Origin of the sequence: Clostridium acetobutylicum ATCC 824 (assembly GCF_000008765.1) — a bacterium.
In the GTDB taxonomy this organism is placed as follows: domain Bacteria; phylum Bacillota; class Clostridia; order Clostridiales; family Clostridiaceae; genus Clostridium_S; species Clostridium_S acetobutylicum.
In genome coordinates this window covers 3,714,378-3,729,257 of record NC_003030.1, presented here as the reverse complement: position 1 = coordinate 3,729,257, position 14,880 = coordinate 3,714,378, and the positions used below count along the sequence as shown (strand labels likewise).

Below are 14,880 nucleotides of genomic sequence, written 5' to 3'. Positions count from 1 at the left end.
TATTATTTTAAAAAATATAAAAATTTTATTAAATATGATAAAATAATATAGATTTAAGAAACTTATCTTAAAAGAAAAGGTGATAAAAAATGTTATTAAGGAAAGATGCAACAGAGGAGAGATTGACAGGAAGATATTTTACACCAAAAGATTTAGCAAGTTATATTATAGATTGGGTAATACAGGATAATAATATTAATAAAATTCTAGAACCTAGTTGTGGAAATGGTGTATTTCTAGAATGTTTAGGTGAGAGAAGACTAGAAGATGGTCGTAATATTACAGCAATAGAAATAGATGAAGATGTATCATTCGAAGCAAGTATGCAAATTGATAATAGCCTAAGATTTAATAATTGTTATGATTATCAAAGAGCGTTAAGAAATGATGGAGATATAGTTAATAACGGTATAGTAATAATAAATGATGATTTTTATAAAGTGTACGAACAAGAATTACAAGGGCAAAGATTTCAGGCTATAGTTGGAAACCCACCATATATTAGATATCAGTATTTATCGGAGCAACAAAGAGAAGAACAAAGCAAGATTTTAATAAGGAATAATATGAGACCTAATAAGTTAATTAATGCATGGGTTTCCTTTGTGGTAGCTTGTGCAGAAATATTAGATGGCAATGGGAAAATGGGGCTGGTTATTCCAGCAGAATTACTTCAAGTAGCTTATGCAGAAGATTTAAGAAGATTTATTATGAGAACATTTCAGCGCATTACTATTGTAACGTTTAGAGAGTTAGTATTTCCTAATGTTCAACAAGAAGTAGTTTTATTGTTAGTAGAAAAAGAGATATTGCATACACGAGAGCATCAACTTAGAATTGTAGAATATCAAGATATAAATGAATTAACAGAAAGTAATGATTTAGATGAATATCCATTTAATGATGTAGAAATAAATGAATCTAAATGGACTAAATATTTTCTATCAGCAAATGATATAAGATTAATTAATAATATTAGAGAAAACGATAAATTTGTAAGATTTAGTGATGTGGCAAGAGTTGAAGTTGGAATTACTACTGGAAATAATGATTACTTCTGTGTGAATAGGAGAGTTGTAGAAGAATATGATTTAGAAAGAGTATGTAGACCATTAATTGCTAGGAGCGTTAATATTAACGGAGTAAAATTTACTTATGAAGATTGGAAAAGTAATATTGAAAATGGAGCAAAAACATATCTAATAGATTTCCCTGACGTACCATATGATGAGTATCAGTTGTCATATAAACAGTATATTGAGTATGGGATACATAATGATAAAAATTCAGGATATAAATGCAGGATAAGGGATAGGTGGTATAAAGTTCCATCGATTTGGGTTCCAGATGCATTTTTCTTAAGGAGAAATCACTTGTATCCTAAATTTGTATTGAATAGTCAAGAAGTTAATGCTGTTAGTACAGATACAATGCATAGGGTTAGATTTAATAATCATGATGATAGGGAAAGAATTCTTCTTTCTTATTATAATAGTATTGCATTAGCATTCACTGAAATTGAGGGGAGGAGTTATGGTGGAGGGGTATTAGAAATATTACCAAGAGAAGTTGGAAGAATTATTATGCCAGATTTAAGAAATAGAGAATTAATTGATGATGCAACAGTAAGTAATTTACTTAACAGAATAGATGGATATATTAGGAGTAATGATAACATACTGGGAATAGTGGATGAAATTGATGAAATAATATTAGTTGAAATAATGGGTGTAGATGAAAATGTGGTTAGAGAATTTAGAAATATATGGTTAACCCTACAAAGGAGAAGACTGAATAGAAGATAAAAATAAATATATATTATAAAGTAGGTTTCATATAAAATATTGATAAAGTATATATAGAAACCTATTTTGTATTTAAGGAGGATATATAAGGTACAGCAGTTTGTCATAGCAATTCAATCAATGTCAATAAAGCTAATGACTATGTGTTTAAGAAGTTATCAAAGTTTTTAAATAATGATAAGCTCATTAAAGATATAGTAGCAAATATAAATTCAACTAGAAAAGCTATGGTAGAACCATCAAAGGAGAAACTAGAAAGAGTTAGAAAAGATAGAAGTTAAGAAGAAAAAATATTTGAAGCCTATGAGGATTCAATAATCAATAAAAAAGATTTTTCGGAGAGAATGGAAGATATAAAAACTAGAGAAGAAATGTTACAGCAAGAGACAAATGACCTAAAAGGTAATATCTTGGATGATAGTGTACAAGAGGTTTCATATGAGTTTGTAAAGAGCATACTTTCAAGTTTTGATAAGATGTTATCCGAGCTAACGACAAGGGAACAACAAAAAAGACTATTGCATATGTTAATATCAAAAATAACTATAAATAAAGTTAGGGATATAGAATCAATAGAGCTTAACATAAATGATAATTTAATAATGTACTTAAATAATGGGGGAGAACCAAGTCCAGATGGAGGCGGTTCTCCTTCTTGTATCTAGAATACCACAGGTTTTACCTGTGGTTCCGGAAAGCTTATAGCTATGAGTAGAAAAAAGAAAAACTCCAATATAAAATAGAAGTGGGTTTGCCAACCACAACTAAAATATATTGGAGGTGTGTCCAAAGTGGACAATAGTAGTTTAGCACATAGCAAGTGGAATTGTAAATATCATATAGTATTTGCACCAAAGTATAGAAGACAAATAATATATGGAAAGATAAAAGCTGATATAGGAATAATATTGAGAAAATTATGTGAGCAAAAAGGTGTAGAAATTATTGAGGCTAATGCATGTAAAGATCATATACATATGATTGTAAGCATACCACCTAAATTAAGTGTGTCACAGTTTATGGGATATTTAAAAGGGAAAAGTTCACTGATGATTTTTGATAGACATGCAAATTTAAAATATAAATATGGTAATAGGCAATTTTGGTGTAAAGGATACTATGTTGATACTGTAGGAAGGAACAAAAAGGTCATAGAAGAATATATAAAAAATCAGATACAAGAAGATTTGGCATATGAACAGATAAGTTTGAAAGAGTATATTGACCCGTTTACGGGTGAGACAGTAAAAAAAGGCAAAAAATAAGCACCTTTTAGGTGCAGCCTGTAAAGGCATGCGGTTGGCAGACCGTTCAGTGTGCGAGTAGCACTGCCAGTAACATGCCATTATAGGGCTAGAGCAAACTACCCGTTTTACGGGTAGTTATGATTTTATTTTAAGAAGAAGGTTGATGATAAATGCTGTGAATATAAAAATAAACATCTAAACTAAATAATAGAATTATGATATAATTTGGTAATAATATAAAACGTAGGGGAGAGATAATGATGGTACTTACAAATATTATTCCGTGTATAAAAGTTACAAAAGAAGGTAATATGAGTGGAGTTGATATGTATATTGAGTTAGGAGACCGTATTAAGGTTACTGACAGCAATGGCAATATATTTATTGGGAAACTATCATTCATAGAGTTAGGTAAAGATTTAGAAGAAGATGATAGTATATGTATTTTACTTGATAGTGAAGAAGTAATTAATGTAGGAGTAAGCTACATAAAAGATATAGAAACGCTATAGTGTGTTAGAAAGTATTGTTTGTTGAGGACTATATATGGAAAACATCATTTTGTTAGGAACATATGTAGGTTTATATAATATAAGGCATAAGGGAGGACAATATGACTAATCAAAAATACCACCATTTGATTCCACGAACATATTTGAAGGCATGGTGTTATAACAAAGATAGTATTTATGTATTTGATACTAAGAATAGAATTTTTGAAGGCAAAAATATCAAAAAAAATTTTGGTATTACTCAATTTCATTCTATTGTAGCTGGAATGCCTATATGTGAAGAGGAAGATTTGAAGAAAATTTATAAATGTTTAGATGGATATGAGATTTACTATGAAGGGCGACTTTTAACTAATCTTATGGAATATAATAAGTATTATTGTAAATTTGCTGAATGGGTTATTAAGAGCAATAACATAGATATTTCACGAAAAAATAAAAATATATTAAGAGCTAAAATAGATAAAGTGAAAATATTAGATATAGAACAACTATGGTCTGAAAAATATGAGGATAAATGGAATATTGTTCGTGAAAACATTGAATATTGAATAGCCAAGGAGATAAAATTGACGAATTTTATAAAGGATTAATAATAAAGTCATTGATAGCTTTTAATTGGCGTGGATTTCATACGAATAATGCATTTAAATCGGTATATAAGTGGATTTCAGATATTATTGGATTGGACAAGATTAACATTCCTGTTGAAGAGAGACAAAAAAATTATTTAACTACCGCATCACAAGAAATGGAACATTCCATTTTACTTAGGAAATATCGTGAGTTTTTAAATGATACTGGTATTATATATTATATGGCTAAAATGTATATCAAAATAATGTCTATAAAGTTTTACATTGCTACTGGTAATAATAAATTTATCACAAGTGACAATCCCAGTTTTATTTGTAATAATGTAGATGGAAAGCTAGTACACATTATGTCAATATCCCCTGATATAGTAATGACTGTTGGAATAAATAAAAACCATGAAGAAAAGTATTATATAGAAAGAATTTCAAGTAAGGATGTTACTAAGATTAATAAAATTATATATGATAATAGCATCGAAAAAGTGATAACTAATAATAACAAAATGAAATTTTATTGATATTAAATTATAAAAGGTTATCACTTGCTACTGTTACGGAGAACCGTATCACAAGTAACGTAGGCTTTTTTTGTAACCCTTAGTATGACTAGCTTTATAAGGAAAAATAATCTTTAAAGTCGTATAAGACCCTTAGAGTGTAATGGGTATTCATACGAAAATAGCATAACAAATAAGCAAAACTTGGAATGAAGAATGAAAAGCATAATGGTTGAAATAGATTATTTTACGATATCAAAGAGGAGATGCACAAACTATTTATATAAAAGTGTTGCGTCATCTCCTTCAACTTAATTTAATTATTTATTTTTTGCAATTGTTAGGAGTAGAGTTATAAACTTTTCTAACAAACTTTAGTACTTAAAAACTATTTCAGAAAATTTAATTTCTAGTTGAAACAATAAGTACTTTAGATAGTAAGGATAGCACTATTTTTTTATTGAATAAAAACATCTCTTAGGAGATATTATTTTTTCTGTTAACTCTATATCTAATCTACCTTTTTAAGTTAATGTTCGGATATGCATTTCTTAGGGCAAGCGTATTGGCAAGCTCCACAGTCAACGCATGCAGATTCATTGATTAATCTTTTTCTATCTTTTTCTTGTGTTATACACCCAACAATACATACTCTTTGGCAAGTTCCACACCCAACACAATCTAATTTATTAATTCTTCTAGGCATAGTTTTCTCCTTTGATTAAAGTGTTTGCTTACAAGAAGTAACTGTAACTTCTAATACTCTTGTTAGGAATGAGTATTTTTCTCTCATCATCTTAAAGTGATCTCCATCTTTCAAAAACTTAGCAGTTCCTTCAAGTAAAAATCCAGTTCCCATATAGTTATTGCCCATTACTTCTTTACTACCGATCGTTAACTTAACTTTAGGATTAGCATTTACATTATCCTCTGTCTTAAGCATAGCAGCGGCAGGAATTAGAATTTTATTTCCTTCTACAATAACTAAATAGCTGTTCCATGTATTAGAGACATGAGCTTCATTATTTGAACAAGTTACAATAGAAACTACTCCTTCATGATTTAATACCTCAAAAAATTTTTCTGTAAACATTTTATATTCCTCCTCGAATTATGGATAAATTTAATCGTCGATACAGATTGTCTATAATTATAATATGATGTTTTTTTATTTTTGTCAATAAAATATTTTGTAAAAAAGTATTTATTTGATGCTATATAAGTATCTTGAATGAGAATTAATAATAGGCTATCATTAATAAAAGACTATAATATATTAAAGGAGCATGAATAAAATGAAATTTTCAGTTGGAGTTGAATATGCATTACATTGCTTATTATATATGGTAAACGCAGAAGAAGGTAAATCTGTGGGAATAAGGGATTTAGCAACATTTCAAGGCATATCAGAAACTTATTTATCAAAAGTATATGCAAAATTAAGTAAGTCGGGGATAATAAAATCTATACCAGGTGTAAAAGGTGGTTATGCATTAGCTCGTAGTGCCGAAGAGATAACATTTTGGGATGTTGTTGAAGCATTAGAGGGAAGTGAATCATTTTTTCAATGTGCAGAAATTAGACAAAATAATATATTATTAGATAAGAATAATTTACCAGATACACATACCAAATGTCCTTGTTTAATAAAAGTTGTAATGGTAGAGGCAGAAGATGAAATGAGAAAATACCTAAGAAATAAGACCCTTGCATGGTTATATAATGAGGTATATAATAAGATACTTCCGAAAGATATGGAGAAAGCAACAATCGAATGGTTTAATAATGCTAAGTCAAGGTAAGTATAAGCTTTTAAAGTAATGGTAAATTAGTAAAAGTCTACGGTATATATTGTACGGAGAACCGTATCATAAGTAAGTGCTATTTACACCTTTAGATATTGTAAAACTTTAAATCTAAAAATTATCTTTGAAATTTAAAATTTTTTCTATAAGTAACACTATAAATGTTAATAGTGCTATTAAAAATAATCCTGCCTGAAATAGTAACATTAAAGTATCGTTACTCATATGTATCACCTCCATTCTTACGAAGAGGTAAGTGATACCAGTAGCCCACAAAGAACTATTAAATTATACATCGAAATTACAACACAATAAATTAAAGGTTACTATAGAAAGTAAAGGTAAAAGCATAAGCAGTAGGATTATTAAGTAAAGATGCAAATTAGCTAAAAGTCAATATTTTGGAGGGTGGTGTACAAGAAGCTTCATATGAGTTTGTAAAGAGCATACCTTGAAGTTTTCATAAGAGGGTATCTAAGCTAACGACAAGAGAACAACAAAAAAGACTACTGCATATGTTAATATCAAAAATAACTATAAATAAAGTTAGGGATATAGAATCAATAGAGCTTAACATCAATGATAATTTAATAATGTATCTAATGGAGGAGAAGCAAGTCCAGACGAAGGAGGTTCTCCTTCTTTTATTTTAAGAAGAAGGTTAATGATAAATCCTGTAAATATAAAAATATGCTTATAATAATTATTATATAGATTTAAGCTAGTAGTTAATAAAAATGATATTGTTAAAACCAGAAGAAATGATTAAAAGAACTGAAAGTAAAGTAGGTTCAGATTTTGGAGGGTATAATCTTATATATAATATTTTTGACACAAAGATATATTTATTTTATATAATTAAAATAAAGTTAAATAACAAATTAAATTATACTTAAAAGTTATTGAAAAACAGCCTTGAAAATAATATAATTATAGTAAAAAGTATATAATTATAGTAAAGAGTATATAAATTGGAAATTAAGTTAATAAGTAAATGATTTAAATATCACATACCTTAATTTATATATAAAAATATTATAATTAGTGAGGACATAACTTTGTTTAAGAGTGAAGTTGGAACTTTAGGGACAAGTCCATCTTATATTGAATATTCTAAAATGTTTTATGATGGTGAAAAGTTGGAGAAGGCAGAAACTCTGGTCATTACAAGTTTCTAGGAGGAGAGATATGGGAGAAAAGTGGAAATTGATACTGACGAACATAAAACTGAGATAATGAGTGTTGATAAAATTATGGATAAGGAGGCAAAATGATGAGTGACTCTGAACTCTATTATGAGCAACTGACTGACCTTTCCATCCGGATTGCAGCAGGAATTAAAAATCGGATGCAACCCCTTGATGAATTGACTCAGGCACTGACTCAATTAACCCAAACTAATGCCATAAAAGGTAATGCAGCTGATTCAATGAAAGCCTATATTAGCGAATACATATGACATTGATTAAAACCCTCCAATTGCTGCTTAACAATTATGAAATGGCACTTGGCAAGTATGTTAAAGGTTATTTGGAAGTGGATAGTAGCGAGAATTTCAAGCTTGTTAAAGAAGATTTTGACGCTCATGAGCGTAAACTTAGCTCGCACCGCTCTGATTTTACTTCTATTGGCAGTAAGTTAAAAGCTATTTCAGATGAAGCAGAGGACATTATCTGGCTAGGCGGTGCAGGCAGTAACCGTCTTTTCAATGTTGCAAAAGAGATGGACGCTATGAAAAAAACGGTGAGCAATCTCAAGGAAAACTGGAATTCCTATGAACAGAAAGACCCAGGCTTTAATCAAGTTCAAGATTTGATTGTACAGACAAAATCGCTCTTAAAGAGTACTCTTTCGGTTCCACGTGGATATTCTTATAGTCCAGGTTATGAGCAAGAATTTTGTGGATGCTTTCATAGCCAATGCCAATTATGCAGAAAATCCGAATAATCAGAAAGCATTTCAGGATGATTGGAAGAGTATTAGTAAGAACTATACTGCTAGCCAGAAACGAATGGCTGAGGAGGCAAAGGAGAAAGCTAAAAAAGAGGGGCTTATCGGACTAGTTTGGGATGGACTGCAAATTTGTGCAGGAACAGCCCTTGTTGTGACAGGAGTGGGAACAGGTTTTGGAGTTGTGCTCATTGCGGGTGGAGTTAATAGTGCTATCAATCATGCCTCGATGGCGACAACTGGTAGGAGTTTTAATATAGTTGGAAACTTGACAAATCCTCAAGTAAGAGCACAATTTGGTGTAAGCCTTGGAAATTGGTGGAAACAGGTTCGCAGTGGAAATGCTTATGCGATAGGACAAACAACTGCAACGGTGGCAAGTCTATTTGTAGGTGGAGAAGATATTGGTGTTGCGGTTAGTAAGGCAAGCAAGGCAGAAAGTTTACTGGGTAAAGTAGGTACGTTCTCAAAATCTATAGCTGTTTCAAGCGTAGAAAATGTGAAGAGCCTATTGCCTAAAGTAAAAGGCGCATTAAGTGACGTTGGGACTGCTTCAGTTACCTTCGCAAAAACTTTTGGAAAAACTTTTGCTGAAGAAAGTGGCAAATATGCAAATACTTGTTTTGATGTACTTGGTGCAGTGGCAACTGGTGTAAAAATTGGTGGTAAAGCAATTGTTGCAGGAGGTAAAGAAGTTAAAAGTGTTTTTAAAGTGGTTAAAGCTCAAGAAAATGGGATTGCTGAGGTGGTAAGTAACCCTGAAGCACATAATTATGTTAATTATATAAAATATAAAGGTGAGTTAGCAAAATCTGAATTAAAAGAAATGTATCCTGATTTCGTTGCAAAGAAAAATAGTAAGATTGCTCAAACTAGCGATGCTTTATTAAAAAAAGAGTTAGAATTTGCACAATATGGAGAATTAGAAAAGATACCATTTGATAATTTAACAGGTCATCATATGCCGTCAAATTATTACATGAAAGAAAAATTTAATATTGATATGGATGATAGTTTAGCATTCAATTTAGAACAATTAAGTCCAGGAGTAGGAGGCAGACATAGAAGAACTTTCACTTATGGATTTAAAGGAAGAGGAAAAGAACTTTACTTAAATTTAATGCCTAGAGATGCGCTTGCATTCGATAGCAAATGATATTAAAATATTAAAGCAGATGAAATTATTAGGGGAAGATGATGATATAGACGTATTTGATGAGGCTGTATATAGGATATCATTAAATGGGGATAACAGTGTAATTAAGGAACTATGTCAAGTATTGGACGATTCAACATCAACTCCATCAGCAATGGATAATGTAATACAATGCATTTTTACAATAGCAAATAGATGTGGATTAGAGGATGGAATATATGAAATATTATGCAATGTAGATAAGATACTTATTAATGCTAAAAGGTGCTTTATGCAAATTAACAGAATGATATTAAACTATGAGCCATTTAATAATGCATATATTTCTGCGATAAAAAGACTAGGAGATGAAGAACTAAGTTCACTAATAGATGTATTGTATCAACTTAAAGATAAATATTCAGATAAATATGAGAAAAAAATAGATTTAATAATGAATCAGCTATAATGTTGATTCATTATTTTTTAGCATGGAATTAAATCGAAAAGAATATAAGAAAATACCTATTCTTTGAAACTGACGCCGATAAGATAGTTGCGGAGAACCTTATCATAAATGACATAGATTTTTTTGAAAAAGATAGATACTATAAATATATATTACAATATAGAAGAGGGTGTCGCAAAACTACTTTTAAAGTAGCTTGCGATACTCCTTTTTGCGTAAGTTAAAAAAAGCATGAAAAAAGGGCGAAAGCAAGCCACAAGTTTTACGAGTGGCACTGACTTTGTGCCAGTATAAAGTGATGCATAAATATAAAGAAGATGTTTCCTTTGGCCGTAAAGTAATAAATTCGTGTTGCATATTTGAAATTCTGGTGCTATACTGTTCATATAAGGTACCAGAGTACCCTATATGAACAGCATGAGAGTGAGGTGTTACATTTGTCAATGATTCAAACTAAAGATTTAACAAAGAGTTATGGTTCGAAAAACAGTGCTTTTAATATTAACCTGACAGCTAACGAAGGTGAAATATACGGCTTTTTAGGGTTAAACGGTGCTGGAAAGACAACAACAATGCGCATGCTGCTAAAAATGATTCGACCTACATCAGGCGAAATTTATTATTCAGGACAATCAATTTCAAAGCTTCCTTCTGAGTTTTGGAATCAGGTGGGGTACTTGATTGAAACACCACATGCATATCCAAACTTTACGGTTGAAGAAAATCTCATATTATATGCAAAGCAAAGACTCATCCCCAATTCGGAAATTAAGAAACGAATTGATAACATATCACAGCAGCTTTTGTTAGATGCATACCGACAGGTTAAGGTAAAAGATCTTTCTTTAGGAAACAATCAAAAAGTTGGATTAGCAAAGGCACTTATTCATAAACCAAAGATTCTTTTGCTAGACGAGCCGACAAACGGGCTAGATCCAGAGGGTCTTGTGGCTGTACGCCAATCTTTATTAAGAATGGCTAAAAACGGCACTACTATTTTTATTTCAAGTCATTTACTCGATGAGATGGAAAAACTGGTGAATCGTATCGGAATACTGGCTAGTGGACGCCTGTTGCGGGAATTAAGTTTTCTTGAATTTGAAGGATGCAGGCAATCCAAACTATATATAAAAGTGGAGGAGTCTGTTAAAAACCTTACTGATTACCTTGATACAAAACACTTGCAGTGTACTCCAGTAAGTGAGTCGGAAATACTTGTTTCAGGTGTACCAATTAACCAATATTCTGCTTTATTGCATCAATTAGAGCAACAGAAATTAAATCCTATGATTTTTCAGCCTGTAAAGGAAAGCTTAGAAGAATTCTTTCTTAGAACAATTAAGGAGATGCATACTTATGAAACAGCTATGGTCAATGATTAAAATAGAGCTTTATAAAATAATGCGAGGTCGTATACCAATCTATATTTTGGCCTTTTATACTTTTTTAATATTCATTCATATGCAGGATAAAACCTGGGAAGCATTTTTAAAGGGTACTTTTTTTATGTATTTAACTGTAATTGGTCTTATAGGATTCAGTATTTTAAGCACCTGGGTATTTGGAAGGGAATATCAGGATCAAACTTATAAAGATCTATTATCCTTGCCAATTCCTCGTACAACTTTAGTTACTGCAAAGTTTTTGGCTTTAGAATTGAGCTTTGTAGGTATAACTGTGATAGCAATCATGGCGACTTTCTCACTAGGGTATTGTTTTAATTTAGCAGATTTCAATGTATCTTTGGCTGGAAACATTGTAAAACGATTGGTCATGGCAACACTATATAATATAGGTCTAAGCTTCTTGTTCCCGCTCATCGCCAGCATGGTACGTGGTGTACTTGCGCCCGTTAGTATATCTTTTGTAGCTCTAATTATGGCTGTTGTTTTTGGATCACAGTCTGTAGGCCCATATATCCCATGGTCTATTCCTGGAATATATTTAAATAATCCTCAGCTAATTAGCTTAGTCAGCAGAATGACAATTTCTATTATAGTATTTATTGGTGTTTATGGTACTATATTATGGTGGAATTATGTTGACCAAAAATAGGAGGAAAACAAAGTGAACGATAATGTTAGTCGACGCCGAGGCGTTACGCTGGAAAATGCAATTTTAGATGAGGCTTGGTTATTGCTTCAACAAAAGGGATATGGTAAATTGACTATGGATGATGTAGCTCATGCTGCAAAAACCAATAAAAATGCTATTTATCGGCGCTGGCCACAAAAATGTTATCTTATTTTTGCGGCTATAAGCAGGCAGGCACCAGCCATAAGCTTTGATATAGGAGATCATGGTTCATTGAAAGAAGACTTAATGGCGCTATTTGAGTGCTTAAATCCAATTTTTCAGGTTATAAAACCTGAGGATCTGCGAGATTTGATTTCAGATATGTTTTCCAATGCAGTATCTTATGACTTATTTAATAGTATCAATAATGAAAATGATATTAGTAAATCCATTGAGACTATTATAACCAGGGCTAATCAGCGCAATGAGGTTTCACTTTCTGTAAATACTATTTCTCAAAAAGCTTTAAATCTACCGTCGCTGCTGATTATCAACGAGATTATACAGCATGGTAAGATCACAGAAGAGAGTGCTAAGGACATGATAGATAATATTTTGCTTCCTATATATAAAGCATAGGATGTGGATTTTTGTGTAAGTTCTAATTATAGAAAAATTGCCTGTTACTTAGGTTAATAATTTAAATTATAGATTCCTAATTGTAGAGATAAATGAAAGCATAGCTTTTAGAGAATATGTTTACGGTGAAAAAATTACAGAAAACTTCAAAAATCTCTTTGGAAAAGCCTAATTACAGGGCATAAAATAGGTTGATATATGTGAGAAAGCTAAAGGCTCCAGTTAAGCTAAGCTATAACTTTGACTGTGGAAGAGAAAGCTTATTGAAGCAGCTCGGAGGTGAGAAGTGCAAAAAAAGATATTAGTTGTAGATGATGATAGAGATATAGTAAAACTTATAACAAAGAGTTTAAGCTATGAGGGATTTGAAATGATTTCAGCATATTCTGGGAAAGAAGCCTTATGTGCATTGAAAGAAAATCACATTGATTTCATCATTCTTGATATAATGATGCCTGGTATGGATGGTCTTGATGTCTGCCGAAGCATCAGAAAATCTTATAATGTTCCAATTCTGTTTTTAAGCGCCCGGGATAAGGATATCGATAAAATCGTTGGGCTCGAAATAGGGGCAGATGATTACATGGCAAAGCCCTTTAGCATTCAGGAGCTTACTTCCAGGATAAGAGCCAACTTCAGAAAAATTGACAGGCTCTTTAAAGAGTGGAATGAACTTAGTCCTAATAGAGAAAGAAATGATTCTCCTCTCATCTTGAATGATAAGACCTTTGAAGCATTTCTAAATAACAGAAAGCTTAATTTATCAACAAAAGAATTTCAAATATTGTCCATGCTCGTGCATAACCCCAATAATGTATTGACTCGTGAGCAGATATATGAACATGTATGGGGAGACGAATACGGAGAATTAAATACCGTAACGGTTCATATAAAAAATATCCGTAAGAAACTTGGCCCTGAATATGACTTTATTAAAACAATTTGGGGCATTGGATATAAGTACAAGGAAAGAGAGTAATAGTATGAAACTGAGAATAAAACTTCCTTTATTGTTCCTGGTGATGTTTATAGTTTTTATGGTTTCAATTGGAATCTATTTAAAGTTTATCTTTGCATTATATTCACCTATATCAGGTTCATTACTAAATTCATCAAGTATAGGATTACTCTTTCCTATATTTGCTATTGCCTGTTTCATCTTTGTTATTTTGATTATGTATATTTATTTTTTTATAGAAAAACCAATCGGACTGCTTAATACCAGATTGGAAAGAATAAATATCGTGCATCCATTGCCTTCACTTGCTCTAAGGAGTAATGATGAAATTGGAGACCTTTATAATCACTTTAACAATATGGAAAAGAGGCTCCAACTAGCACACAAAGAGCAAACAGATATGATTGCTGCTATTGCTCACGATCTAAAAGCACCATTAACATCTATTAATGGTTTTGCTGAACTGTTAGCTATGCAAAAGGGTCTATCAGAAAATGAAAAGCAGGAATATTATGAGTTGATTCAAAAAAAGTCAAAATATATGGCTGAGCTTATCAATGACTTTTTAAGCTTCACCAAAGAGAAACTGGATTTAGAATCTATGACAGTGAAACCCGTTGATGCATCAAAATTATTTGAAAACATTGCCCTAGAATATGAGCATGAGCTATCGGGACTTGACTGTGAGCTTGTTTACAAACATTTATTCACGGGAAATATGATGCTTATGGTCAATGAAATTATGATAGGTCGGGTCTTTGGTAATCTCTTTAGTAATGTTGTAAGATATGGAGGAAAAAATGAGTTGAAAGTGTATATGACTGGATACTCACAAGGGTCTTATGCCTATTTTGAAATTGAGGATAATGGGATTGGAGTGCCAGATAAAGATATATCTTCACTATTTCTTAAATTTTTCACTGTGGATAAATCTAGGCAAATTGAAAATGGTGGGATAGGACTTGGACTTGCAAGCTGTAAATCGATTATTGAATATCATGGTGGAGAAATTTATGCATATTCTTCTGAGTATGGCGGTCTGGGCATAAAGTTCAGCCTCCCACTTGCAAAACACTAATTTTATTTTTCTACAATAAATTAAAGATCACTGCTGATTGAAAGTATGGAACACAGGCAGTGGCCTTTTTATTTTTTAGTGCTTTACAATCTTTTATATTCTTTTTATAAAGATTTATTTTACTTTTAGGACGGCTTTATTTTTATATCATAGAATTTACTTGTAACTTAAAA

General features: G+C 31.4%; 20 protein-coding genes. 17 read left to right on the top strand and 3 right to left on the bottom strand.

The window, feature by feature from the left end:
* Positions 1–89: 89 nt before the first annotated feature.
* From CA_RS18155 to CA_RS20385, 7 genes are all read left to right on the top strand, one after another.
* Positions 90–1,805, top strand: coding sequence for an N-6 DNA methylase (locus CA_RS18155; RefSeq protein ID WP_010966799.1), 1,716 nt, complete (start codon positions 90–92; stop codon positions 1,803–1,805).
* Positions 1,806–1,948: 143 nt separating this feature from the next.
* The gene (locus tag CA_RS18150) at positions 1,949–2,086 is read left to right on the top strand and encodes a hypothetical protein (protein ID WP_158306570.1); all 138 of its coding nucleotides are present in this window, start codon (positions 1,949–1,951) and stop codon (positions 2,084–2,086) included.
* Between the two features lie 63 nt (positions 2,087–2,149).
* Complete coding sequence (locus CA_RS18145) at positions 2,150–2,470, top strand: hypothetical protein (protein WP_010966798.1); 321 nt, start codon at positions 2,150–2,152, stop codon at positions 2,468–2,470.
* A 126-nt stretch (positions 2,471–2,596) separates the two neighbouring features.
* The gene (gene tnpA / locus CA_RS18140; RefSeq protein WP_010966797.1) at positions 2,597–3,070 is read left to right on the top strand and encodes an IS200/IS605 family transposase; all 474 of its coding nucleotides are present in this window, start codon (positions 2,597–2,599) and stop codon (positions 3,068–3,070) included.
* Between the two features lie 239 nt (positions 3,071–3,309).
* Positions 3,310–3,564 (top strand): hypothetical protein, encoded by a 255-nt coding sequence (locus CA_RS18135; protein WP_010966796.1) that lies wholly within the window; start codon positions 3,310–3,312, stop codon positions 3,562–3,564.
* Positions 3,565–3,665: 101 nt separating this feature from the next.
* Positions 3,666–4,115: a DUF4238 domain-containing protein gene (locus CA_RS20390; protein ID WP_010966795.1), complete on the top strand. Its 450-nt coding sequence runs from the start codon at positions 3,666–3,668 to the stop codon at positions 4,113–4,115.
* Positions 4,112–4,678: a DUF4238 domain-containing protein gene (locus tag CA_RS20385; RefSeq protein WP_014519078.1), complete on the top strand. Its 567-nt coding sequence runs from the start codon at positions 4,112–4,114 to the stop codon at positions 4,676–4,678. The genes CA_RS20390 and CA_RS20385 overlap by 4 nt, the downstream gene beginning before the upstream one ends.
* A gap of 508 nt (positions 4,679–5,186) precedes the next feature.
* Here the strand turns inward: CA_RS20385 and CA_RS18120 are convergent.
* Both CA_RS18120 and CA_RS18115 read right to left on the bottom strand, forming a co-directional pair.
* Complete coding sequence (locus tag CA_RS18120) at positions 5,187–5,363, bottom strand: 4Fe-4S binding protein (protein WP_010966793.1); 177 nt, start codon at positions 5,361–5,363, stop codon at positions 5,187–5,189.
* A gap of 15 nt (positions 5,364–5,378) precedes the next feature.
* Positions 5,379–5,750, bottom strand: a complete 372-nt coding sequence (locus tag CA_RS18115) for a pyridoxamine 5'-phosphate oxidase family protein (protein ID WP_010966792.1) — start codon at positions 5,748–5,750, stop codon at positions 5,379–5,381.
* A 202-nt stretch (positions 5,751–5,952) separates the two neighbouring features.
* Here CA_RS18115 and CA_RS18110 point away from each other — a divergent pair, with 202 nt between their 5' ends.
* Positions 5,953–6,459 carry an Rrf2 family transcriptional regulator gene (locus tag CA_RS18110; protein WP_010966791.1) on the top strand — a complete coding sequence of 169 codons (507 nt, stop codon included), beginning with the start codon at positions 5,953–5,955 and terminating at the stop codon, positions 6,457–6,459.
* Between the two features lie 114 nt (positions 6,460–6,573).
* Here the strand turns inward: CA_RS18110 and CA_RS18105 are convergent, their stop codons facing one another.
* The gene (locus tag CA_RS18105) at positions 6,574–6,687 is read right to left on the bottom strand and encodes a putative holin-like toxin (protein ID WP_013913626.1); all 114 of its coding nucleotides are present in this window, start codon (positions 6,685–6,687) and stop codon (positions 6,574–6,576) included.
* Between the two features lie 1,048 nt (positions 6,688–7,735).
* Between CA_RS18105 and CA_RS20285 the strand changes: the two genes are divergently transcribed.
* The 9 genes from CA_RS20285 (at position 7,736) to CA_RS18060 (ending at position 14,707) form a co-directional block, all read left to right on the top strand.
* Positions 7,736–7,921: a hypothetical protein gene (locus tag CA_RS20285; RefSeq protein ID WP_014519077.1), complete on the top strand. Its 186-nt coding sequence runs from the start codon at positions 7,736–7,738 to the stop codon at positions 7,919–7,921.
* Positions 7,918–8,409, top strand: a complete 492-nt coding sequence (locus CA_RS20280; RefSeq protein WP_010966789.1) for a T7SS effector LXG polymorphic toxin — start codon at positions 7,918–7,920, stop codon at positions 8,407–8,409. The genes CA_RS20285 and CA_RS20280 overlap by 4 nt, the downstream gene beginning before the upstream one ends.
* Complete coding sequence (locus CA_RS18090; RefSeq protein ID WP_242663038.1) at positions 8,363–9,568, top strand: hypothetical protein; 1,206 nt, start codon at positions 8,363–8,365, stop codon at positions 9,566–9,568. The genes CA_RS20280 and CA_RS18090 overlap by 47 nt, the downstream gene beginning before the upstream one ends.
* Positions 9,543–10,016 carry an Imm30 family immunity protein gene (locus CA_RS18085; RefSeq protein WP_014519075.1) on the top strand — a complete coding sequence of 158 codons (474 nt, stop codon included), beginning with the start codon at positions 9,543–9,545 and terminating at the stop codon, positions 10,014–10,016. The genes CA_RS18090 and CA_RS18085 overlap by 26 nt, the downstream gene beginning before the upstream one ends.
* 437 nt (positions 10,017–10,453) lie before the next feature.
* Complete coding sequence (locus tag CA_RS18080) at positions 10,454–11,398, top strand: ABC transporter ATP-binding protein (RefSeq protein WP_010966786.1); 945 nt, start codon at positions 10,454–10,456, stop codon at positions 11,396–11,398.
* Positions 11,373–12,071 carry an ABC transporter permease gene (locus CA_RS18075; RefSeq protein WP_014519074.1) on the top strand — a complete coding sequence of 233 codons (699 nt, stop codon included), beginning with the start codon at positions 11,373–11,375 and terminating at the stop codon, positions 12,069–12,071. Before CA_RS18080 ends, CA_RS18075 begins: the two co-directional genes overlap by 26 nt.
* Before the next feature lie 12 nt (positions 12,072–12,083).
* Entirely contained in the window at positions 12,084–12,671 is a 588-nt protein-coding gene (locus tag CA_RS18070) for a TetR/AcrR family transcriptional regulator (RefSeq protein ID WP_010966784.1), read from the top strand.
* Positions 12,672–12,957: 286 nt separating this feature from the next.
* Entirely contained in the window at positions 12,958–13,650 is a 693-nt protein-coding gene (locus CA_RS18065; RefSeq protein ID WP_010966783.1) for a response regulator transcription factor, read from the top strand.
* Between the two features lie 4 nt (positions 13,651–13,654).
* Positions 13,655–14,707: a HAMP domain-containing sensor histidine kinase gene (locus tag CA_RS18060; protein ID WP_010966782.1), complete on the top strand. Its 1,053-nt coding sequence runs from the start codon at positions 13,655–13,657 to the stop codon at positions 14,705–14,707.
* Positions 14,708–14,880 lie beyond the last annotated feature (173 nt).

Bases quoted from the DNA above. Each gene is read 5' to 3' on its own strand.
- CA_RS18155 (WP_010966799.1), top strand. From the start codon at position 90: ATGTTATTAAGGAAAGATGCAACAGAGGAGAGATTGACAGGAAGATAT.
- CA_RS18145 (WP_010966798.1), top strand. From the start codon at position 2,150: ATGGAAGATATAAAAACTAGAGAAGAAATGTTACAGCAAGAGACAAAT.
- CA_RS18135 (WP_010966796.1), top strand. From the start codon at position 3,310: ATGATGGTACTTACAAATATTATTCCGTGTATAAAAGTTACAAAAGAA.
- CA_RS20390 (WP_010966795.1), top strand. From the start codon at position 3,666: ATGACTAATCAAAAATACCACCATTTGATTCCACGAACATATTTGAAG.
- CA_RS18120 (WP_010966793.1), bottom strand. From the start codon at position 5,363: ATGCCTAGAAGAATTAATAAATTAGATTGTGTTGGGTGTGGAACTTGC.
- CA_RS18115 (WP_010966792.1), bottom strand. From the start codon at position 5,750: ATGTTTACAGAAAAATTTTTTGAGGTATTAAATCATGAAGGAGTAGTT.
- CA_RS18110 (WP_010966791.1), top strand. From the start codon at position 5,953: ATGAAATTTTCAGTTGGAGTTGAATATGCATTACATTGCTTATTATAT.
- CA_RS18105 (WP_013913626.1), bottom strand. From the start codon at position 6,687: ATGAGTAACGATACTTTAATGTTACTATTTCAGGCAGGATTATTTTTA.
- CA_RS20285 (WP_014519077.1), top strand. From the start codon at position 7,736: ATGAGTGACTCTGAACTCTATTATGAGCAACTGACTGACCTTTCCATC.
- CA_RS20280 (WP_010966789.1), top strand. From the start codon at position 7,918: ATGACATTGATTAAAACCCTCCAATTGCTGCTTAACAATTATGAAATG.
- CA_RS18085 (WP_014519075.1), top strand. From the start codon at position 9,543: ATGCGCTTGCATTCGATAGCAAATGATATTAAAATATTAAAGCAGATG.
- CA_RS18075 (WP_014519074.1), top strand. From the start codon at position 11,373: ATGAAACAGCTATGGTCAATGATTAAAATAGAGCTTTATAAAATAATG.
- CA_RS18060 (WP_010966782.1), top strand. From the start codon at position 13,655: ATGAAACTGAGAATAAAACTTCCTTTATTGTTCCTGGTGATGTTTATA.